This is a genomic window from Corallococcus terminator (genome assembly GCF_003611635.1).
Taxonomy (GTDB): Bacteria; Myxococcota; Myxococcia; order Myxococcales; family Myxococcaceae; genus Corallococcus; species Corallococcus terminator.
Map to the genome: position 1 here is coordinate 1 of NZ_RAVZ01000033.1, position 21,172 is coordinate 21,172.

The following is a 21,172-nucleotide window of genomic DNA, read 5'->3' on the forward strand; positions in this document are numbered from 1 at the left end:
GCCCCCTCCCACGCCCGCCACGCAAGAGCCCGACGCCGGGGCCCTGGCCGATGCGGGCAGCACCGCCGACGCGGGGACGACGGCGAGCGCGACGTGTTCCGCGCGCGAGCTGAGCCCCGTGCCGAAACCGACCGCGAAGCCCCTGCCCGCGCCAGCGGCGTCCATGCGCGAGCGCATCATCGCGGCGGCGGTGGCCTGCGACTACGCGGCGCTCCAGACGCTGGGCGACGAGAAGGGCAAGGCCGTGCGCTTCTCCTATGACCCCGACCAGGACATGGCCACCACCTGGCGCATCCAGGAGGAGTGGGCGGAGGCCCCGCAGCCGGTGCTGTCGCGGCTGGTCCAGGTCCTCAACCTGCCCTTCTACCAGGAGGGCAATCTCATCTACTGGCCCACCGCGTTCCGCGAGGGCGCCACCGACGCGGACTGGCGCGCGCTCAAGGGCCTCTACCCCGACGACCAGCTCAAGGCGATGCGCAAGGACAAGAGCTACCTGGGCCTGCGCGTCGGCATCACCGTGGACGGGGACTGGCAGCTCGCCGTCGCCGGGGACTGAAGGCTCAGTCGCCGGTGAGGAACCGCGCGACGGCCGCCTGCACCTCTTCGTCACCCACCATCCCCACGTGGTCGGCCTTCGTCTCCAGCCGGTCCACGTGCAGGGGTGACGGGGGCAGCGCGCGGGTCATCAGCACGGAGCCGTCGCCCGCCGCGATGATGGGGTCCTCGAACGTGGGCTTCCCGTCGATGACCCGGAAGGACTTGATGAGCTGCTGCCCCACGCCCACCACCGCCAGCGTGCGGAACGGCGGCGGCGGCCCCTCCCGCTCCGACAGCGACCGGGCCAGGCCCGCCCTCGCCTCCAGCATGCGCTCCAACTGCTCGCGGTACGCAGGGTCCGCGCGCAGCCCCGCGTCCTGGAACACGCCCCAGCCGCCCTGGACCCATGCCTCCGGAGCGTACGCATCGAAGGCCACCGGCTGACCGCTCGCGTCCACGAAGAAGTCGCTTTCGGCGGGGAGCAACTGGAAGGCGGACGCGAAGGTGAACAGCGCATCGGGTGACAGGAGCGCGTGGTTTCTGCCCACCGGCGTGCCCAGCGTGAAGTCGTCGAACATGCCCGGCGCCCCACGGAAGGGCGTGCCCAGGAACACCACCCGCTTCACGTGCCGCGCGCCCGCCCACGTGGGCTCGCCCGTGTCGTCGCCCATGCCGTAGCGCAGGCACTGCAGGGTGATGAGGCCCCCCATGCTGTGCGCCACGATGTTCACCTTCACCTTGCCCCCGCGCTGCTCCGCCAGCGTGTCCAACAGCGCGCACAGCCGCTTCGCCGTCTCCCGGTTGTCCTGGCGCCAGTCGTAGTCGAAGACGACGAAGCCCGGCAGGTGGTCGCGCCCGAACTCCAGGAAGCCCTTGTAGACGTCGTACTTCGCCACCCACGGCAGCACCGTGAAGCGCGTCACCGGCCCATCCGACTCCAGGGCGCCGAAGCGGGGAGCGGGCCGCTGGCCGGGAAACGGCAGCGCCAGCGAGCGCTCACCGCGCGACAGCACGTCCCCCACCGACACCCAGGCCCGCTCGCGCTCCGCATCCGACGAGGTGAGGAACGAGCCCCGGTAGCCGTGGATGAAGACCGTCACCTCCTCACCGGTGGGCGGGGGCACCGCGACGCGGGAGGCGGTGCAGGCGCTCAACAACATCAGGACCGGGAGTGAAAACAGGCGCATGGGCCCACGGTCTCGCTCAGCACCGCGCCGCACGCAAGGACCGGCTGCAACGCCGGAGCGCATGACACGTCAGCGCGAACCCCTGTGCGTGTCAGGTCGCCGCTGACACGTCCAGGAGGTCAGGATTGCCCTCCAACCCACACTCTTCCGCCCTGGTGGGCCCCTTGCGCGTCCTGGCCTGCCGAGTGCAAAAGGCGACAGAAGAGCGGCCCGCCCCGGGTCGAGGGAGTTCACGGGAAATGGATGCCATTGTCGCACAGTTGAAGGCGCTGGCCCTGACGGAGGCGCTGCCGCTCCTCATCAAGGTGATCGTCGCGCTGCTGGTCTGGTTCGTCGGCCGCACGGTCATTGGCGGATTCCGCAAGGTGCTGGACATGGCCCTGCAGCGGCGGCAGTTGGACGCCACGCTGATCCGCTACATCGGGTCGCTCTTCACCGGCGCCCTCACCATGATGCTGGTCATCGGCATCCTGGGCGTGATGGGCGTGGAGACCACGTCCTTCGCCGCGTTGATCGCCGCCGCGGGTATCGCCATCGGCGCCGCGTGGTCCGGCCTGCTCGCCAACTTCGCCGCGGGCGTCTTCCTGCTCGTGCTGCGTCCCTTCCGCGTGGGCGAGGAGATCTGCGCCGGCGGCGTGACGGGCATCGTGCAGGAGATTGGCCTGTTCGTGACCACGATCGACACGTCCGACAACGTGCGCATCTCCGTGGGCAACAACCAGATGTTCAGCGACAACATCATCAACTACAGCCACCACCCGCACCGCAAGATGACGGTCAAGGTGCCGCTGGTGCACAGCGCGGACGCGCGGACGCTGATGCGGGCCCTGACGGATCGCATGGCCAGCGTGACCGGCGTCCAGGCGAAGCCCGCGCCCCAGGTGGAGGTGGGCGAGTTCACCGTCCACGGTCCCGTGCTGGCGGTGTGCATCTTCTGCAAGCCCACCGAGTTCAACGACACGCAGGCCAACGTGGGCGAGGCCATCGTGGAGATCCTCCAGCTCGCCAACTACGGCGCCTCCTTCCCCGCCCCGGCCCTGGCCGAGCCTCCGCGGGAAGCGAAGGCCGGCTGAAGTCCCGGCGGTCAGCGGGAGGCGCCCAGGCCTCCCGTCATCGCCGCCAACAGAGACGCGGTGCTGAAGTCACCGTCGTGCCGGTGCCCGTTGATGAAGAAGGTGGGCGTCCCGTTCACGCCGCTGCGCACACCGTCCATGAAGTCGCGCCGGATGCGCTCCTCGTACCGGTGCGACGCCAGGTCCTTGCGGAAGCGGTCCACGTCCAGCTCCAGCCCTTCCGCGTGGGACAGCAGCACGGGCAACTCCAACGCGTCCTGGTTCTCGAAGAGCAGGTCGTGCATCTCCCAGAAGCGGCCTTGTGCGCCCGCGGCCTCGGCGGCTTCCGCGGCCTGGAGCGCCAGCGGGTGCGCCTGCGTCAGCGGGAAGTTGCGGAACACGAGCGCCATGCGGTCCCCCAACGCCTCCTGCAACCGCTTCACCTCCCCATATGCCCTTCCGCAGTACGGGCACTGGTAGTCGCCGAACTCCACCAGGAGGAGGGGCGCGTCGCGGCTCCCCTGAAAATGATCCTCCTGCCCGGTCGGTCTGTGCAGCCGGCTCATGACCGCGCCTCCCGCGACGAGGCCCCGGCGGACAGCTTCTCCAGCGCCTCCAGCACGCCGTCCACGCCGGGGTTCACCTCCGGGCGCGAAACGTCACTCCAGGCAATCACCCCGCCGCCGTCCAGCACGTACAGGGCGCGCTCGGAGACACCCTCCCCTTCGCGCCACGCGTGATAGCGCTGGGACATCTCCCCCTTGGGATGGAAGTCCGCGAGCAGGGGGAAGCGCAGCTTTCGCTCCCGGGCGAACGCCAGGTGGCACCAGACGCTGTCCACCGACACGCCGAACACCCGCGCACCGTGACGCTGGAGCTCCGGGAGCACCTCGTTGAAGAGGGCCAGCTCATCGCTGCACACCGGGCTGAAGTCCGCGGGGTAGAAGACGAGCACCACGGGAGACCCCGCGCAGGACGCCAACGACACCGACTGCTCGGGGGTGGCGGCGAGCTGGAATGAGGGGGCCCGGGTACCGGAAGGCAGCGGGAGGGACAGGGACGGCGTGGCAGTGGCCATGGAAGAAGTCCTCGCTGCGGTGAATCTGGGAGGGCCGTCCGGCCTCCGCCAACCCATGCCGCATCCAGGGCTCGACCCGTGGCTCTGACAGCAGCCAGCCGCCAGCACTCAGCAGCCCCATGCCTTACAGCAGGCGACCCGGAAGGGGCTCGCGCTACCGCCCGGGTGTGAACCACCGGCTGGAGCCTAGAGCTTCAGCCGCTTGAACACCGGCTCCGGGATGCTGCGGATGATGAGCATGATGAGCGCCCAGAAGCCGGGCACGTAGACCTCGTTCTTGCGCCCGTCCGCAGCCTTCAAGAGGCCGCGCGCCACCTGCTCCGGCGAGGCGAAGAGCTTGTTCTTCGGCACGTGCGCCGTCATCGGTGTGTCCACGAAGCCGGGCTTCACCGTCACCACCGCCACGCCGGACTTCGCCAGCCGGTTGCGCAGGCCCTGGAGGAACACGGTCAGCGCGCCCTTGGACGCGCCGTACACGTAGTTGCTCTGACGGCCACGGTCGCCCGCCACGGACGAAATCACCACCAGCGTGCCCGCCTTCTGCGCCTCGAAGCGGTTGGCCAGCTCCGTCAGCAGCGACGCGGCGGAGAGGAAGTTCGTGCGCAGCACCACCTCCGCCGCCGCCCACGAGCGCTGGCTCTCCTCCTGGTCGCCCAGCACGCCATGCGCAAGCACCGCCCCGTCCAGGCCGCCCAGGGCCTGCCACGCGCGCTCCACGAGGCTTCCGTGCGCTTCGCAGTCGTTCAGGTCCAACGCACGGAACTCCACCTTCGGCGCGCCGCGCGTGGACGCATCCTTCGCCACCGCCTCCAGGTTCGCGGCGTTGCGGCCCACCAGATACAGCGACGCTCCGCGCGCGGCGAGCAGCCGCACCGTGGCCTGGGCGATGGCGCTCGTGGCGCCGAGGACGATGACTTTCTTCATGGGGACGGAGCCTGTCAGCGAAGGGCGAGCAGTGACACCGGAGAGGCAGCGCTGTCGCCGCGTCCCTCCAGCGAAGGCAGGGGCAGCGACACCGGATTCACCCGGCGCCAGAAGGAGGACGAGAAGGCCGGGTCGACATACGGCGCGAACCGCTCACGCTGGGGGAAGTACGCCGCGAAGCTCTCCGGGCTCATGCGCGCGTCCTTGGCCGGATACACCGCGCCGCCCGCTTCACGCGTCACCCGGTCCAACGCCTCCACCAGCCGCCAGGTCTTCTCGCCCCGGTTGGCGAAGTCCAGGGCCAGCGTGATGCCGGGGCGCGGGAAGGACAGCCAGCCGGGAGACGGCAGGTCGCCGAACGTCTTGAGCACGGACAGGAAGCTGGGCAGCCCACCCCGGGCGCTGCGCTCCAGCAGCTCCTTCACCGCGTCGCGCGCGGTGGCGTGGGGCACCACGCACTGGAACTGGAGGAAGCCCCGGCGGCCATAGATGCGGTTCCACCCGTGCACGGCGTCGAGCGGGTAGAAGAACGGATCGTAGTGGATCAGTTGCTGGGACGGGCGTCCGCGCTGGCGGTGGTAGTACAGCAGGTTGAAGGCGGCCACCGACAGCCGGTTGAGACAGAAGGCCGGCAGGTCCACGGGCACCGCGAGTCCGGCGCCGTGCGACAGGTGGCTCTTGGCCAGGGGCAGCCGTTCGAACTGCGTCGGCGCGAAGTTGCCCCGGTAGAACAGGCCGCGCCCCAGCTTCCGGCCGCGCGCCAGACAGTCCACCCACGCCACGGTGAAGTCGTGGTCGGCCTCGGATTCGCGCGACACGCGGAAGAAGCCGTCCAGGTTCTCGAAGGGCACCGTCTCCTGGACCATGAAGGGGTTGCGGATGGGCACCATCTGCACCTCCGCCCAGGTGACGAGCCCCGTGAGACCCAGGCCCCCCACCGTCGCGCCGAACCAGTCCGGGTTCTCGTCGGGAGCGCACAGCCGCCGGCTGCCATCCGAGCGCAGCAGTTCGAACCGCCTCACGTGCCGGCCGAAGGTCCCGGAGCGGTGGTGGTTCTTGCCGTGCACGTCATTGGCGATGGCGCCGCCCACCGTCACGAACTTCGTGCCCGGCGTCACCGGCAGGAACCAGCCCCGGGGCACGCACAGCCGCAGGAGCGTATCCAGCGACACGCCCGCCTCGCAGCGCACCACGCCCGTCGAGGGGTCGAAGTCGATGAGGCGGTCCAACCCGTGGGTGAGCAGCAGCGTGCCCCCGGCGTTGAGACACGAGTCTCCGTAGCTGCGGCCCAGGCCGCGAGGCAGCAGCGTGCCCTCCCCGTGAGGCAGCGCATCCGAGCGCCACACGAGCGAACGCGTGTGCTGTTCCACGTGGGGGTAGCGCCCCCAGGATTCCGCCGGGCTCATCGCGAGGCTCCTGTCACGTCGCCACCCACAGCACCAGCGCCGCGACGAGTCCCACGACGTAGCTGACCCGGTCACGCAGCGCGAAGATGAGTGGGTCCTCGTTCACGAGTCCCCGGTGGGCCAGCACCCAGATGCGGCCCACCCAGTACAGCATCACCGGGCAGAGCAGCCACAGCCGCTCCGGATGGCCATACAGCGCGGTGACTTCCTTGCTGGTGATGTAGAGGGCCAGCACCAGCACGGACACCTGCCCCGCCGCCGTGCCCAGGCTCGCGAGCAATTCGTAGTCCTGCGCCAGGTAGCCGCGTCCGTGGGCGGACACCTCGTTGGACTGGCGCAGACGCCGCACCTCGCTCAGGCGCTTGAGCAGGGCCAGGGACAGGAAGAGGAAGGTGCTGAACATCAACAGCCAGCTCGACGTGGGCACGCCCACCGCCAGCGCGCCGCCGAAGATGCGCACGGTGTACAGGCCCGCCAGCACCAGCACATCCAGCATCACCACCTGCTTGAGCCGCAGCGAGTACGCCAGCGTCAGCACCGAGTACACGCCCAGGAGCGCGGCGAACGACAGGGGCAGCGTGCCCAGGGCCACCACCACGGCGAGTCCCAGCAGCACCGGCGCCAGCACCACGCCCGCCCGCACCGGAAGGTCGCCGGAGGCGAAGGGGCGCCGGGACTTGGTGGGGTGCCGCCGGTCCGACGCCAGGTCCAGCAGGTCGTTGATCACATACACGCTGGAAGCGCAGAGGCTGAAGGCCACGAAGGCGAGCACCGCGCGAGGCGCCATGTCCCCCTGGGTCGCCTTGTGCGCGGCCAAGAGCGGCACGAAGACGAGCGCGTTCTTCGCCCACTGGTGAACGCGCAGCGCCCGGACCCAGACGCGCCAACCCGTGGGCGGCGCCTCGAAGACGCGGTGCACGGGCGGGCCCAGGGCCTGGGCCTGACGCAGCACCCCGGCCGTGGCATGCACCACCACGACCCGCCGGGACTCACGCCACAGCGGCAGGTCCACGGTGTCGTTGCCCGCGTAGTCGAACGTGCCCAGCGCTTCGCGAAGGCGCGCGAGTTTGCGTGCACCGGAAAGGTTCACCCCGTCTTCGCTGGCGAACACGCCACTGAACAGGCCCAGGTGGGCCGCCACGGCATCAGCGATGCGCCGGTCCGCCGCCGTGGCCAGGACGAGCCGCCGGCCCCGGGCGTGCTCCTCGCGAAGGAAGACCAGCACGGCCTCGTTGTAGGGCAGTGACGTGACGTCCAGCCGCGCGCGGCGGGCGACCTCCGCCTTGAAGAAGGCCTTGCCCCGGAGCATCCAGAGTGGCGCCAGCAGCAGCAGCCACGGCGCGTGCTTGAAGAGCACGAGCAGGTTCTCGTGCAGCGTGTCCGTGCGCACCAGCGTCCCGTCCAGGTCGACCGCGAGCGGGACGTCGGGGGCATCATCGGGGATGGGAGCGTGAGGCTGCATGAAGGGGGAACGCAGGGTAGCCCAAGGACCCGGGGCGTCCACCGTTCCGTACCTGGGAGGGGCCGGAAGTCCCTTCCAGACGACGGGCTTCCTGGCCGCCGGTCGGACGGGGGACCGGGGGCTGGCCTTCCTTCAACGCTAGAGCGACTTCAGGAAGGCAAGCAGCGCGGCCCGGTCCTCGGGGGGCAGCCGTACGTAGCGGTCCTGGGCCGGGGCCGCCTCGCCGCCGTGCCAGAGTACGGCCTCCTCCAGGTTGCGGGCCCGGCCGTCATGGAGGAAGCGCGTGTGCTTGTTCACGACCTCCACCAGGCCAATGCCCCACAGCGGAGGGGTGCGCCATTCGCTGCCGGTGGCGAGCCCGTCCGGGCGTCCGTCCGCCAGGTCCTCGCCCATGTCGTGCAGCAGCAGGTCCGTGTAGGGGTAGATGACCTGACGGGACACCTCGTCGAAGCCCTCCACGGCTTCCGTCTCCTGGGGCGTGTCGACGTGGCAGGCCGCGCACCCGACAGCGCGGAACACGGCATGGCCGCGTTGCACCTCGGGGGTGTCCCAGTCGCGCCGCTTCGGCACGGCCAAGAGGCGCATGTAGAGCATCAACAGGTCCAGGTCGTCCGCGGACACCTCGGGCTCGCCGGGGACCTCGCGGCCCTGCTCCTGGGGATAGAGGGACGTGGTGACCCCCATGTCCGCGACGAGCGCGTGCGCCACCTGCTGGCGCAGCGTGGGCTGGTTGGCCTTCCACCCGAAGCGGCCCAGGCGGGGGGTTCCGGTCTCCAGGTCCAGCACCTGGTTGGCGCGGCCGGAGATGCCATCGCCGTCCCGGTCGTCGGGGTCGGCTCGGGCGAGCAACGCTGCTTCGGGAAGGGCTTCCAGCAAGCCCAGGCCGAAGTTGACGGGGGACACGCGCGCGGAGAACCGGGCGCCGTCGCCCAGGGGGCCGTGCACGAGGCCCTGGAACTGGTAGCGGGGCCGCACGAGGGAGTACGTCTCGCCGGACGCGAACGTGCCGCGCGTCGCTTCGAAGTCGACGCGCACGTGGCCTTCGGGGGCGCGTCCGTCCACGGCGCGAGCATCGAGCTGGGCGCCGTACAGCGGGTGCGGACCGGTGCCATCGGGCGCGCTCAACTGGAACGCCAGCGAGACGGGGACTTCGGAAGGGGTGGCGGGGGGCTGGCCTCGGCCGTCCTTCACGTGGCAGGTCATGCAGGAGGGCGCACTGAACAGCGGGCCCACGGCGACAGGCTTCCCACCGCGAGCCTCGCTCCAGTCACGGTCGAACACGCCCTTGCCAGCGTGGAAGTCCGGCCAGCGCGAGTGCGGCATGTTCATGGGCGAGCGCCCGAAGGCGTTGCGGCCCGGATCCGCCACGGTGGTGGCTCCACCGGACTGCTCCACGGACGGAAGGACGATGGCGGGCAGAGGCCCCAGGACCAGGGGGACGGGGCGGCGGACCACGGTGGCCCATGCGGCGCCGACGAGAAGAGCGCCAGCGGAGACGCCAACAATGGACCAGGGCACACGCATCGGTAACTGGAAGTATTGCACCTCTCACGCCATGCCCCCAGCCATCGTGCCCCGACTCGGCGATGAGACGGGATGTGACACGGTGGTTCCGGCCGCTGTAGCGCGAGAGGTTACAAAGGGGACCGGGGTTGTATCAGCCCCCGTCACAGCGGCCTCCATCCCGCCAGGACAAAGGCATATCCGTGCGTGTGATTGCGGTGACACCCCGAGCTGGATCCACCTTGCGAGGCGGAGCGCCACCTGGACACACGGAGTTGCACGCTCGATGCCTCCGCCGGCCCCAGACCGAGGGAGGCCTACACGGGGACTCCAAGTGTGGGTGCCCTGGACCGGGTTGTGCTGTTGCGCGCCGGTTCACGGGGGGCTAGGGACGGGGTCCTCGTATGTCGGCGCTCGCGGAACTGCTCGATTCCCTCCGGGAAGAATCCCGCCCGGACACCTGGTCCGCCGGCATGGCGCTCGCTCGCGCGGGCGCGGTGTCGGTGCTCTCCGTCGGCGAAGAAGAGACCGTGGTGCGCGTGCGCGTCCCGGGGCGTCCAGCGCCCGTGAAGTCCGTGCTCTACCCGGAGGACGAAATCTGGGAGTGCGACTGTCGCGGCAAGCACGACCCCTGCGAGCACGTGGTCGCGGCCGCGTTCTTCCTCCACCAGGCCGAAGGCCGCCGCGTCCCGCCCCCTGCCCGTCCCGGCACCGCGCCCACCGCCGCGCGTCCCGGCACCGCGCCCGCCGCCGCGCGTCCCGGCACCACGCCGAAGCCCGAGCGCATGGTGTACCGCTTCAAGCGCGTGGACGGCGGCCTCCAGTTGGAACGGCTGGTGGTCCGTCCGGACAACACCGCGCGCCTCTTGGCCCGCAGCCTGACGTCGCTCCTGAACAACCCCGTGGAAGCCGCGCGCATCCAGGTGGACCCCTGCGACCTGCTCGCGGACAAGCTCCTCGCGCAGCCCACGAAGGGCGCGCTCCCGACGAGCCGGCTCGACGCGCTGCTGCACGTGCTGGAGAAGGCGCGCACCGTCCTCTTCGACGGCGCGCTGGTGTCCGTCTCCAACGAGCCGCTCCTGCCCCGCGTCACCGTCGAGGACCGCGGCGAGCAGACGGTGCTCAAGGTGGAGCGGGATCCGCGCATCACCGAACTGGTCAGCCCCGGCGTCGCGCTGAGCGCCGGCATGCTCTGCCGTCTGGGTGAACAGACCCTCACCGGCGCGAGGCTGGAGAACCTTCCCCAGGAGCGCGTCTTCTCCGCCGAGCAGTTGGCGGACCTGACCGGCAAGGTGCTTCCGGACTTCGCGCGGCGCATGCCGGTGGACGTGAAGAGCCGGCGGCTGCCGCCCATCGACCGGACGCTCAAGCCGCGCATCTCGCTGGAGCTCGACAAGCTCGACGCCGGGCTCTCCGTGCTGCCCACGCTGGTCTACGGCTCACCGCCCACGGCGCGCATCGACAACGGGCGCATGGTGTACCTCCAGGGCGCCGCGCCCGTGCGCGACGAGCCCACCGAAACGAAGCTCATCCACCAGCTCCGCGACGAGCTGAACATGGCGCCGGGCCGGCGCGTGATGGTGCACGGCAAGGAAGCAGTTCAGCTCGCGGACAAGCTGCGGCGCTGGCGCGGCGGTCTCACGGGCGACGCGGCGGGCGTGGTCAGCCCCGACGTGAAGCTGCGGCCCACCCTCACGCTGGACACGACCACCACCCCGGACGGAGTGCCGCGCGTGGGCTTCGCGCTCGACTTCCAGGTGGAGGGCCTGGGGCCCGGCGTGACGCGCTCGGTGGATGCCGCCTCCGTGATGCGCGCCTGGGAAGAAGGCCTGGGGCTGGTGCCGCTGGAGGGCGGAGGCTGGGCGCCGCTGCCCACCGGCTGGCTGAAAGCACACGGCCAGCGCGTCACGGACCTGCTGGCCGCGCGCGAGACGGACGGGCGCATCGCCAACCACGCCATCCCCCAGCTCACCGGGCTGTGCGACGCGCTGGAGCACCCTGCCCCGCCGGGACTGGAGCGACTGGCGCCGCTGGTGCAGGGCTTCGAGAAGCTCCCCGAGCCCCGCCTCCCGAAGGACCTCACCGCGACGCTGCGCCCATACCAGTTGCAGGGCGTGAGCTGGCTCACCTTCCTGCGACAGGCGGGACTCGGCGGCGTGCTCGCGGACGACATGGGCCTGGGCAAGACGCTCCAGACCATCTGCACGCTGGGCCCCGGAACGCTCGTCGTGGCGCCCACGAGCGTGCTGCCCAACTGGGAGGCGGAGGTGAAGCGCTTCCGCCCGGGGTTGAAGGTGTCCGTCTACCACGGCGTGAACCGCGCCCTGGATGAGACGGCCGACGTGACGCTCACCACGTACGCGCTCTTGCGCCTGGACGCGGCGGTGCTCGGCGCGAAGACGTGGGACACGGTGGTGCTGGACGAGGCCCAGGCCATCAAGAACCCGGACAGCCAGGTCGCGCGCGCGGCCTACGAACTGGACGCGAACTTCCGCGTGGCGCTCAGCGGCACCCCCATCGAGAACCGGCTCGAGGAGCTGTGGAGCCTGATGCACTTCACCAACCGGGGGCTCCTGGGCGGACGCAAGGCGTTCGACGAGCGCTGGGCCCGGCCGGTGTCGGACAACCAGAAGGGCGCCGCCGAACAGCTCCGCGCGCGCATCCGGCCCTTCGTGCTGCGCAGGCTCAAGCGCGATGTCGCGCCCGAACTGCCGCCCCGCACCGAAGCCGTCCGCCACGTCACCCTCACCGAGCAGGAGCGCGCCGTCTACGACGCGGTCCACGCCGCGACGCGCGAGGAAGTGGTGTCCCAGTTGGAGGAAGGCGGCAGCGTGATGAAGGCGCTGGAGGCCCTGCTCCGGCTGCGGCAGGCGGCCTGCCATCCCGCGCTGGTGCCAGGACAGCAGGCGAGGACGTCCTCGAAGGTGCAGGCGCTGGTGGAGGCGCTCGGCACGGCGGTGGCGGACGGGCACAAGGCGCTCGTGTTCTCGCAGTGGACCTCCATGCTGGACCTCATCGAACCCGCGCTGAAGGAAGCGGACATCGGGTTCATCCGCCTGGATGGCAGCACGGCGAACCGGGGCGCGGTGGCCAGCTCCTTCCAGGAGGAAAAGGGAGCCCCCGTCATGCTCATCTCGCTGAAGGCGGGAGCGACGGGGCTCAACCTGACGGCGGCGGACCACGTCTTCCTGGTGGATCCCTGGTGGAACCCTTCCGTGGAAGCCCAGGCAGCGGACCGGGCGCACCGCATTGGCCAGCAGCGCCCGGTGATGGTGTACCGGATGGTGTCCCAGGGCACGGTGGAGGAGAAGATCCTGCTCCTCCAGGACAAGAAGCGGGCCCTCTTCGAAGCCGCGCTCGGAGGCTCCACCGGAGGCGGCGCCGCGCTCACGCGCGCGGACCTCATGCAGTTGCTGGCCTGAACGCCTGCCCTCCCACTGACGGGAGTGGGACCTGAAGGGACGGTCCCTGACCGCCCCATGGCAAGTGCGCACCGTCTCGGGGAGTCGGACTTTCCCGAGAAGGAGTCACAGCATGCCTACGTCCATTCCCGAAAAGATGAAGGCCGCGGCGCTCGACCGCTTCGGCGGCCCCGAGGTCCTCGGCATCAAGACCGTGCCCGTTCCCACCTGCGGCGACGACGAAGTCCTCATCCGCGTCGAGGCCGCAGGGATTGGCGCCTGGGACTTCATGGAGCGTGAAGGCCAGATGGTGGAGCTGATGGGAGGCGAGCCGAAATTCCCCTACGTGCCCGGCACCGACGGCGCCGGAGAGGTGGTCGCGGCAGGCAAGGCCGTGAAGGACCTCAAGGTCGGAGACCGCGTCTTCGGCTTCGCGCTCGGAAGCCCCAAGGGAGGCTTCTACGCGCAGTACACCGCCGTGAAGGCCAGCCAGGCCGCGCGGATCCCCAAGGGACTGAAGGTGGAACAGGCGGCGGCGCTCGGGGCGGATGGCATCACCGCGCTCCGGGGCCTGGAGGAGCTTCTCCAGATCAAATCCGGCCAACGCCTGCTCATCTTCGGCGCCAGCGGCGGCATCGGGCACCTCGCGTTGCAGTTCGCGCGGAGGCTGGGAGTGAAGGTGCTGGCGGTCGCGTCGGGGGAGGACGGGGTGGAGCTGGCCCGGCGGCTCGGCGCGGAAGCCGTCGTTGACGGCCGAAAGGGCGACGTGGCCGCGGCCTGCCGCGAGTTCGCCCCGGACGGGCTCGACGCGGCGCTGGTCCTGGCACCGGGAGACACCGCCGAGGCGGTCCTCCAGCACGTCCGCAAGGGCGGGCGCATCGCCTGGCCGAACGGCGTGGAGCCCGCCCCGAAATCCCCCGAGGGGGTCGAGGCCTCCGCCTACGACGGCATCCCCAGCCCGGAGCTCTTGAAGAAGATGAACCAGCTCATCGAAGCGGGCCCCTTCCATCTGGAGATCGGGCGCATGTACGCGATGGAGGAGGCCGCCAAGGCCCAGCAGGAGGTGCTCAAGCACCACCTGGGCAAGTACGCGCTGCGAATCCAATGACACAGCGTTCCACGCCCCCGGTGCACGGCCCCACGAGGCCGACGCCGGGGGCGGCCGTTCACCTGCGCACGGAGCGTGAGCGCCCCGCGAAGCGCCAGGAGTAGGCGGGTCACCTCAATCCAGGCGAAACTGGTTCACCCTGCTCTCAACCCCAAGGTGAACCATGCTGCACCTGCCCGCCCTCTTCACGGCGCTCGCGCTCGCGGGAGCGCCGACGCCCGCACCGGATGAAGCCACGTTGTGGAAGGCCGCCTTCGCATTGGACGGTTCGCCTCCTGCGGTGCTCGCGGACGCGGAGTCCAAGCTGCTCCAGGGAGGCACCGCCGCGTATGACATCCTGACGAAGCTGGCCCGGGTAGGAGGCAGGGATCAGGCGGTGTCCGCCGCGGGCCCGGTGCCCTTCTGTATGGGTTCGCCCCAATTCCGGATCATTTCGGGGATGCGCTCCTCCAACAACGGGCCCAAACTTCCTGGCAGGGCCGCGGAGCTCGCGGGACGTCTGTTGATGAAGGATGAAGCGCTGCGCAGGCGGGCCCAGACGTCCGTGGAGCCCTTCGAGCGGGCCCTGGCGCTGCTCTCCACGGCACGGATTCCCGAAGCCCAGGCGCAAGCCCTGGCGGCGATGCGAAAGGAACCGGACGCGGAGTTGCGCCTGTGGGCGAGCGCGGCGGCGACCTGCTTCGTCCGCTCGGCGGAGCGCCGGGGCGATCCCTCGCTCGATGCGATGCGCATCGAGGAGAAGCACCTGGCCGAGCTGGCCGAGGACGTTCGGGAACCCTTGCGGTGCGTGGAGCCCGCCGAACTGGCGCAGACGCTGGTGGACGAGCTGGCCGGGGGGATGGCCACGGCCGGAGGCTGGTCCTCCTCCAACGATTCGTTCGAGTTGGACGCGAAACGCGCGAACGGCGAGAAGGTCTCCCTGAGCCCCGCGTGCGCCCTGGCGGCCTACGACGCGGTGGCCGCGCGAGGAACGTACCTCGAGGATTTGGTGATGCCCCTGGCCACGCACCTGCGCAAGGGTCAGGACCTGAGGAAGGCCGCGGGCGAACGGGCGGCGCGCGACCTGAAGCACTACGCAGAAATCAGGCGCAACCACCTGGCGGCGGAGCTGGTGAACGCCGGCCACACCGTGTCGACGAAGGTGACCTGGAAGGAAGACCGGGGTTTCCACAGCCGGGATGAATTGGAGGCAGCCCTGCGTCAGGGAAACCCGGACGCCAAGGCCGCCCTCGACCGGATGATGTTCTGCCGCAGCAAGATTGGCGAGAACGAGCTGTCACTGCTGGGCTATCTGGGAACGAAGCAGGCGGCGGAGACCGCGTATGGGATTGCGCAGCGTTGCCCGGACTCCATGGCGGCCGCCACCGCGGCGCTGGTGCGCCTGAAGGACCCGAGGGCGTCGCAGTTCCTGCCCAAGGCGCTGGAGAACTGGGGCTTCGACCAGGAGGCGCTGCGACGTTCGCTCGTGGAGGCGTACACGTCGAAGCTGGGGCAGCAACTGCGGGACCTGGAGGCCAAGGGCAATGACAAGGCCCGTGACATGGTGGCGTTCCTGAAGGACTCCGGGGTGATGAAGCCGTAGTCCGGTGGGCAGGGCCCGGCGGAGTGTCCCACCCGGGATGCCGCCGGGAGGGCCCTCAATGGGGCCCGGCGTCCTCGGACTCGGGGGTCAGCATCCGCACCGCCACGGTGCGGCACTCGGCGCACGCCACCCCGGAGCGCTCCCAGTGCACCTGGGCCTCCAGCTCGCTCGGGTCCTCGGTCCCGGCCTCCAGCCGCTGGACGAGTTCGGCGAGCGCGTCCCCCCGGCCGCCGTCCGCCTCCTCCGGAGGGTCGAGCACGTCCTGCTCCCCTTCGAGCACGAGGCTGAAGCGGTAGTACACCTCATGGGCCGCCAGGACTCGCCGGCAGGCCGCACAGGTCTTTGGTCGCGGACCCATCATGGGGGCTGAGCGTACCCAGGAAGTCCGACGTCCGCTCCCCGCCTCTGGACCGCGATGTGGGATTCGAGAGGGGGATCGCTTGACGTTGGGGGTTTCGTTCCTAACTTCCGGCACACGAAAAGGAAGCGTTCAACAGACGCCACTTCGCACCCCAGGTGCGAGGTCCTCTTCACCTGGAAGGCGGTCCTGCGTCGCGAAGGCGCGACCGCCCTCCTGGATACACCCCCACGGGAGCAACAATGCGCAAGCACCTCAGGAACCTGCTGGTTTCAGCCATGGCTTTGACGGGAATGGCCGGTTGTGGCGTGGACGCCGCGCTGGACTGCAACGCCATCTGCGACAAGTACGCGTCCTGCTACGACAGCGACTACGACACCTCCGCCTGTGAGAGCCGCTGCCGCGACAACGCGGCGGACGACGAGGACTACAAGCGAAAGGCGGACGTCTGCGATGCCTGCCTCTCGGACCGGGCCTGCACGTCAGCGACCTTCTCCTGCGGAGCCGACTGCGCCGCCGTGGTGCCCTGAGCCTGACGCCCGGGCGTCCCTCGCCCGGTGAAGCAGACGGTGGGCGTGCCCGGAGCGCTGATGCGCTCCGGGCATACCCCAGCCAGGAAACGCACCTGCGGGAGCTGCCTGATCAGCACTCACCGATGCGAGGGGTGTGCTTGATTGCGTTGTCATGATTCATTGGCCCAGATTTCGTTCGGCGCCTTCGGCTTCTGTACCGACGGAGATGACGATCTGAATGGGAAGACTACTTTCGCGGACGCTCGCGCAGTGGGTCTCTTTCCTACAGCCCGGTCCGCGTCCCAGGCCCTTTGATCGAGGTCAAGGCGCTGCGCGTCCGCCGATCTCCGGAAAGCGCTCGTAGATCTGCTTGAGCGTGTCGAGGTGGGCGGGGTTGTCCAGGTCGAGCGGCGCGTCGGTGAGCTGCACGACCCACCCGCCCGACGCCGTGCGCCGCGCGCGCGTGAGCAGTTCGGCGTCGCAAGCAGGATCCGGGAACCCGATGGCCTGCGCGGCAGCGGCAGACCAGTAGTTCAGCCACCCGAGGAAGTGCGGAGTCTCAGGCGTGGGCCTGTCCCATGGGAGCTTGAGCGACGGCAGCCCATGGGGCGGAACGTGCAGCTCATCGCCGGGATGCCGGAACTGTTGCGCCACGATCGCACCATAACCGCTCGGCGTCGCATGTCCCCATACCGCGCGCGCCCCCTCCGCTACACCTGCAAGCACGTCGACCGCCCCCGCGATGCCGACTGCGTCGAGTGGCAGGTCCGCATGGATTTCAAAATGCGGCGGGCTCCCTGCGGCAAGACCGTTTGGGTTTTCCAGTCCAGCAACCGTCACGAGATGGTTATCATCATCGTTGCAGAGGAACGGAAACCCTCCGTTTGCCGTGTTGGCCGCGACCCACTCGTCGCGTTGAGGCAATGCGATGAGGTCTTCCTTTTCTGACATCGTCCACCCCAAGCGCAAACCGGGCAGCGCACGTTCCATTGCATGGACAACTGCGGCCGGGCGGTCGTCGTTGTTCTTGAGCGCAGGCGCATGGGCGATAACGATGAGGGTTCTATGAGCGACCGTCATTTCAGCACCAATCCATGATGACAACTTTCAGGGTGGGATCTGCGTCGAACAGCACGGCTTTATGCGCGGCGCTTCGCACTCCAATGACGAAGTGGTACCCGCAGTCCCTTGCGAGCTTGGCTTCGCGCCTCAACTCAGACAACTTCATCCTGACAAAGAACCTTTGAGAACGTGGCGTCTGTCTTTCAAAGTCATCCGTCTTGACATCCCACAGCGTGCGAGTCATGAGCACCAGCCCGTCGAAGTTCTTTCCATTGACGAGCACATCCCAACCAGGGAAGCTGTTGTTAGGAATCTTGTCAGCGCATTCGTTGTGTGGATCATTGCCGCCCCAATGTCGCACCGGAACGGGCCTGCACTCGGGGTGGCGCTCGCGCTCCGGTGATTCGGGCGGCACTGGAGGCTGCCAGTCCTGCCCCGCTGGCTCGGGCTTCAGCTTGGGCTTGCGTTGGGCATCAGCTTCCCGGGATGCCACCTTCGTTCCTCGTGAGGTTCCTGCTTCCTCGGGGTAGGCATGGCGGAGTTCATATGCGTCCAGCGCTTCCTTGATGGCGACGCCGACCACCACCACGCCAAGCACGATCACGGCTCCCACGGCAATCTCAGGAGCCGCCAGCACGCAGAACCCGAGTCCCACGGCACCAGCGCCAACGGAGGCCACCGCGCATCTTCCCGCAGTGTCGTGGAACTCGATCCGGTCATGGTCAAGGGCTCGATAGCACCTCTCCGCCAGAACCGGCCAAGACTGTGACGCTTCACGGACCACGCACCGTCCTCCGTCAGTCCACGGCAGCGCCGCCGCACGCTGGAGATTGGCGATCCTCGAGTTCCGGGATGCGCGCTCTGCTGGGCTCGGTGCCGACGTGGCGCACGCCGAAAGGAAGAGTAGGAGTGCGGCGGAGGCGCGGAGTCGCATGGTTACGTCCTTTCAAGCGAGCCAGCGAGTTGCAGGGCAATGCTGGCCGCATGTGGAGCATGCCAGCATCCAAGTGGGCTCGGAGCGCTCCAGCACGGGCGGCGGCAAGTCGCGGAGCAACGGCTCGTGGGGACGACGAACGACGACGCCTACCTGCGGGACCCCACGGGACATCGTCGCTTCTGGCCTGTGCGTTGCTCGCACATCGACATCGAGGGGCTACGCAACGACCGGGACCAACTCTGGGCGGAGGCCGTGCTGCGCTTCAAGAAGAACGAGCCCTGGTGGCTGCCCGACGAGAAGGGGCGCCGAGCTGTGATGCCTGCCTCACGGACCGGGCCTGCACGTCTGCGACCTTCTCCTGCGGAGCCGACTGCGCCGCCATCGTGCCCTGAGCCTGACGCCCAGGCGACCCTCGCCCGGTGAAGCAGACGGTGGGCGTGCCCGGAGCGCTCATGCGCTCCGGGCATACCCCCGCCAGGAAGCGCGCCTGCGGGAGCTGCCTGATCAGCACTGCATGGAAGGAAGTCTGGCCAGAGGATTTGCATGACCTCCCGAATGGGAAGGCTCCCCTCATGGACGCTCGCGCAGTGGGTCTCATTCCTACAGCCCGGTCCGCGTCCCAAGCCCCTTGATCGAGCTCAAGGCGCTGCGCGTCCGCCGATCTCCGGGAAGCGCTCGTAGGTCCGCTTGAGCGTGTCCAGATGTTCGGGGTTGTCCAGGTCGAGCGGCGTGTCGGTGAGCTGCACGACCCAGCCGCCCGATGCTGTGCGCCGCGCCCGTGAAAGCAACTCGGAGTCGCGGGCCGGGTCCGGGAATCCGATGGCTTGCGCGGCAGTGGCGGACCAGTAGTTCAGCCACCCGAGGTAATAGGGGATCTCGGGCGAGCGGATGTGCTCGAAGAGCTTGAGGGCTGGCAGGCCCCGGGGAGGAGACGGCGGCCCTTCCAGCGTGGGAGCTATCTGCTCCGCGATGTCCCCCGAAGCGCCGTCCGGCGTCGCCTGCCCCCAGAACGCGCGTGCGCCCTCTGCCACTGCTTCAAGCACATCCACCGCTGCCGCGATAACCGCCGCATCTAGCGGCAACTTCGCATGGACTTGGAGCTGGGGTCGGCCTCCTGGGCTCACATACGCGGATCGGTGGCGCCCGGAAATTGTCACGGGGTAACGCTCATCGTTGTTACATACCATCGGAAACTCGCCGCGCGTGGCCTCCTCAGTCAACCACGCATCGCGCTGTGGCAACGCGGAAAGCCGTCGCCTGTCGGTGACTCTCCACTCCAGGCGCAAGCCGGGGAGCGCTTTTTCCATCCCATGGACGGCAGCGAGTGTGCGGTTGCCTCCACCCACAAGCGCAGGCGCATAGACGTTGAGAATGAGGGGGCTTTGAGTGGTCATCGTTTGCATCCCGTTACGACGATTTTGAAGGTGGGCTCCTGCTTGAGCAGCGCGAGTCTGTGCGCGTCGGTACTTACGCCGACAACGAAGTCATATCCGCAGGCCAGCGCAGCGTCGCGCTCCTTATCCAATTGCACAATTTCCTTCTCAATTTCCCGCTCTTGGATAAAACCATTATATGTGTCAAACCGATGGGTCTTGATCTCCCACAACACGCGCACGCCTACTTGCAGCGCATCGAACCGTATTCCGTTCACGAGCACGTCCATGCCGGGGTAGCGGTTCGGCGGGAACTTGTCGGCGCACTCGTTATGCGGGACATCCTCGCCCGCGTGGGGCACCGGAACGGGTTCGCAACTGACGCGCCCCGTCCGGTCCACGGGCACAGGTGGCACCGGGGGCTGCCAGTCCTGCCCCGCTGGCTCGGGCTTCAACTTGGGCTTGCGTTGCACTTCAGCTTCCCGGGATGCCACCTTCGTTCCTCGTGAGGTACCTGCTTCCTCGGGGTAGGAATGGCGGAGTTCATACGCAGCCATCGCTTCTTTGATGGCGACGCCGACCACCACCACGCCAAGCACGATCACGGCTCCCACGGCAATCTCAGGAGCCGCCAGCACGCAGAACCCGACTCCCATGGCACCAGCGCCAACGGAGGCGACCGCGCATCTTCCCGCAGTGTCGTGGAACTCGATCCGGTCATGGTCAAGGGTCCGGTAGCACTTCTCCACCAGCGCGGGCCAAGGCTGGGAAGCCTCACGGACGACGCACCGTCCCCCGTCAGTCCACGGCAGCTTCGCCGCCCGCTCAAGGTTGGCGAGTCTCTGGCTCCGAGTTCCCCGCGCGCTGGGAGGCGGTGCGGGCGTAGCGCAGGCGGAGAGAAAAAGCAGAAGTGCGATGCAAGCTCGGAGACGCATGGTCACCTCCTTTCAATCAAGCGCGATGCTGTGGGTCAAGGCTCGCCCGCCCTGAAGTATGCCAGCACGCCCTGATGGCCATGGTGCTCGGAGCGTGCCGAATCGCGGTAGCACAAGCCCGGAGCGCACCAGCGGCGCGAAGAAGCACGGGCACAATGAGACACGCGAAGGAGCGGCGCAGCTCACAGAAACCAGCGCGACGGGCACGGTGCGCATCATCACGGTCGCAGCACAAATCGCGAGGCCGCGGCATCGGGGCATCAACGGCTCGGAATCCGAAGCTTGGACGCGGTGGGCATCCAGGGAGGGGTTGAGGCGTACGGGGCCCGTGGACGTCCAGTCGCAGGTGCTGCGGCTCCAGAATGCGATACTTCGCACTAGCAAGCGCGCAGGACTCCAACCCATTGGCTGGCACGCCTTGCGACACACCTTCGCCAGTCATCTCGTCATGCGCGGAGTGTCTTTGAAGGCTGTGCAGGAACTGCTGGGACACGCATTGATGGAGATGACAATGCGTTACGCCCATCTGAGTCCAGACGTGAAGAAGGACGTGGTGAAGGTGCTGGAAGCGCAGTCCAGGGGCACACTGGGGGCACATGGCGCCGACAGCGCCGAACGCCCTAACGTTTTCAGTTAGTTACACTTGCACGGGCCGGGGATCGAACCCGGACGACCCTTTCGGGTCAGCGGATTTTAAGTCCGCTGCGTCTGCCAATTTCGCCACCCGTGCTCCACCACGTCCAGCATCCTAGAGC

The 21,172-nt window shown here is 68.8% G+C and carries 20 protein-coding genes and 1 tRNA gene; 8 read left to right on the forward strand and 13 right to left on the reverse strand.

All coding sequences use genetic code 11. The features are described 5' to 3' along the window. The coding region (locus D7V88_RS07515) for a hypothetical protein (protein ID WP_341870660.1) at positions 1–556 on the forward strand (556 nt) is incomplete at its 5' end. Positions 557–560: 4 nt separating this feature from the next. Here D7V88_RS07515 and D7V88_RS07520 read toward each other — a convergent pair. After that, positions 561–1,724, reverse strand: a complete 1,164-nt coding sequence (locus tag D7V88_RS07520; protein WP_120539922.1) for an alpha/beta hydrolase — start codon at positions 1,722–1,724, stop codon at positions 561–563. 239 nt (positions 1,725–1,963) lie between these two features. Between D7V88_RS07520 and D7V88_RS07525 the strand changes: the two genes are divergently transcribed. After that, positions 1,964–2,797: a mechanosensitive ion channel family protein gene (locus tag D7V88_RS07525; protein WP_120539923.1), complete on the forward strand. Its 834-nt coding sequence runs from the start codon at positions 1,964–1,966 to the stop codon at positions 2,795–2,797. A gap of 11 nt (positions 2,798–2,808) precedes the next feature. Here the strand turns inward: D7V88_RS07525 and D7V88_RS07530 are convergent, their stop codons facing one another. From D7V88_RS07530 to D7V88_RS07555, 6 genes are all read right to left on the reverse strand, one after another. Further along, positions 2,809–3,342, reverse strand: coding sequence for a DsbA family protein (locus tag D7V88_RS07530; RefSeq protein WP_120539924.1), 534 nt, complete (start codon positions 3,340–3,342; stop codon positions 2,809–2,811). Further along, a complete protein-coding gene (locus tag D7V88_RS07535) occupies positions 3,339–3,854 on the reverse strand; it encodes a redoxin domain-containing protein (RefSeq protein WP_120539925.1) in 516 nt (171 codons plus the stop codon). The genes D7V88_RS07530 and D7V88_RS07535 overlap by 4 nt, the downstream gene beginning before the upstream one ends. 186 nt (positions 3,855–4,040) lie before the next feature. Next, a complete protein-coding gene (locus D7V88_RS07540; RefSeq protein ID WP_120539926.1) occupies positions 4,041–4,778 on the reverse strand; it encodes an SDR family oxidoreductase in 738 nt (245 codons plus the stop codon). A gap of 14 nt (positions 4,779–4,792) precedes the next feature. Beyond that, positions 4,793–6,184: an FAD-binding oxidoreductase gene (locus tag D7V88_RS07545; RefSeq protein ID WP_120539927.1), complete on the reverse strand. Its 1,392-nt coding sequence runs from the start codon at positions 6,182–6,184 to the stop codon at positions 4,793–4,795. 13 nt (positions 6,185–6,197) lie between these two features. Next, complete coding sequence (locus D7V88_RS07550; protein ID WP_120539941.1) at positions 6,198–7,646, reverse strand: UbiA family prenyltransferase; 1,449 nt, start codon at positions 7,644–7,646, stop codon at positions 6,198–6,200. Positions 7,647–7,784: 138 nt separating this feature from the next. Further along, a complete protein-coding gene (locus D7V88_RS07555) occupies positions 7,785–9,170 on the reverse strand; it encodes a di-heme oxidoreductase family protein (protein ID WP_120539928.1) in 1,386 nt (461 codons plus the stop codon). 383 nt (positions 9,171–9,553) lie between these two features. Here D7V88_RS07555 and D7V88_RS07560 point away from each other — a divergent pair, with 383 nt between their 5' ends. From D7V88_RS07560 to D7V88_RS07570, 3 genes are all read left to right on the forward strand, one after another. Beyond that, positions 9,554–12,571 (forward strand): DEAD/DEAH box helicase, encoded by a 3,018-nt coding sequence (locus tag D7V88_RS07560; RefSeq protein ID WP_120539929.1) that lies wholly within the window; start codon positions 9,554–9,556, stop codon positions 12,569–12,571. A gap of 112 nt (positions 12,572–12,683) precedes the next feature. Further along, positions 12,684–13,658 carry an NADP-dependent oxidoreductase gene (locus D7V88_RS07565; RefSeq protein ID WP_208726166.1) on the forward strand — a complete coding sequence of 325 codons (975 nt, stop codon included), beginning with the start codon at positions 12,684–12,686 and terminating at the stop codon, positions 13,656–13,658. 163 nt (positions 13,659–13,821) lie between these two features. Beyond that, the gene (locus tag D7V88_RS07570; RefSeq protein WP_120539930.1) at positions 13,822–15,240 is read left to right on the forward strand and encodes a hypothetical protein; all 1,419 of its coding nucleotides are present in this window, start codon (positions 13,822–13,824) and stop codon (positions 15,238–15,240) included. A gap of 55 nt (positions 15,241–15,295) precedes the next feature. On the opposite strand, the gene D7V88_RS07575 is transcribed toward D7V88_RS07570, so the two are convergent. Next, positions 15,296–15,541 (reverse strand): hypothetical protein, encoded by a 246-nt coding sequence (locus D7V88_RS07575; protein WP_244238041.1) that lies wholly within the window; start codon positions 15,539–15,541, stop codon positions 15,296–15,298. A 335-nt stretch (positions 15,542–15,876) separates the two neighbouring features. On the opposite strand from D7V88_RS07575, the gene D7V88_RS07580 reads away from it, so the two are divergent. Next, positions 15,877–16,128 carry a hypothetical protein gene (locus D7V88_RS07580; protein WP_147448652.1) on the forward strand — a complete coding sequence of 84 codons (252 nt, stop codon included), beginning with the start codon at positions 15,877–15,879 and terminating at the stop codon, positions 16,126–16,128. A gap of 303 nt (positions 16,129–16,431) precedes the next feature. On the opposite strand, the gene D7V88_RS07585 is transcribed toward D7V88_RS07580, so the two are convergent. After that, complete coding sequence (locus tag D7V88_RS07585) at positions 16,432–17,190, reverse strand: DUF5953 family protein (protein ID WP_120539933.1); 759 nt, start codon at positions 17,188–17,190, stop codon at positions 16,432–16,434. 1 nt (position 17,191) lies between these two features. Beyond that, positions 17,192–18,106, reverse strand: a complete 915-nt coding sequence (locus D7V88_RS07590) for a DUF6310 domain-containing protein (protein WP_120539934.1) — start codon at positions 18,104–18,106, stop codon at positions 17,192–17,194. A 39-nt stretch (positions 18,107–18,145) separates the two neighbouring features. Here D7V88_RS07590 and D7V88_RS07595 point away from each other — a divergent pair, with 39 nt between their 5' ends. After that, complete coding sequence (locus tag D7V88_RS07595; protein ID WP_120539935.1) at positions 18,146–18,532, forward strand: VapE domain-containing protein; 387 nt, start codon at positions 18,146–18,148, stop codon at positions 18,530–18,532. Between the two features lie 215 nt (positions 18,533–18,747). Here D7V88_RS07595 and D7V88_RS07600 read toward each other — a convergent pair whose 3' ends face one another. Next, entirely contained in the window at positions 18,748–19,503 is a 756-nt protein-coding gene (locus D7V88_RS07600) for a DUF5953 family protein (RefSeq protein WP_120539943.1), read from the reverse strand. Then, the gene (locus D7V88_RS07605) at positions 19,500–20,138 is read right to left on the reverse strand and encodes a DUF6310 domain-containing protein (protein WP_341870662.1); all 639 of its coding nucleotides are present in this window, start codon (positions 20,136–20,138) and stop codon (positions 19,500–19,502) included. Before D7V88_RS07605 ends, D7V88_RS07600 begins: the two co-directional genes overlap by 4 nt. A gap of 607 nt (positions 20,139–20,745) precedes the next feature. On the opposite strand from D7V88_RS07605, the gene D7V88_RS44300 reads away from it, so the two are divergent. After that, positions 20,746–21,054, forward strand: a complete 309-nt coding sequence (locus D7V88_RS44300) for a tyrosine-type recombinase/integrase (protein ID WP_244238042.1) — start codon at positions 20,746–20,748, stop codon at positions 21,052–21,054. A gap of 7 nt (positions 21,055–21,061) precedes the next feature. Here the strand turns inward: D7V88_RS44300 and D7V88_RS07615 are convergent. Further along, positions 21,062–21,147, reverse strand: a tRNA-Leu gene (locus tag D7V88_RS07615). Positions 21,148–21,172 lie beyond the last annotated feature (25 nt).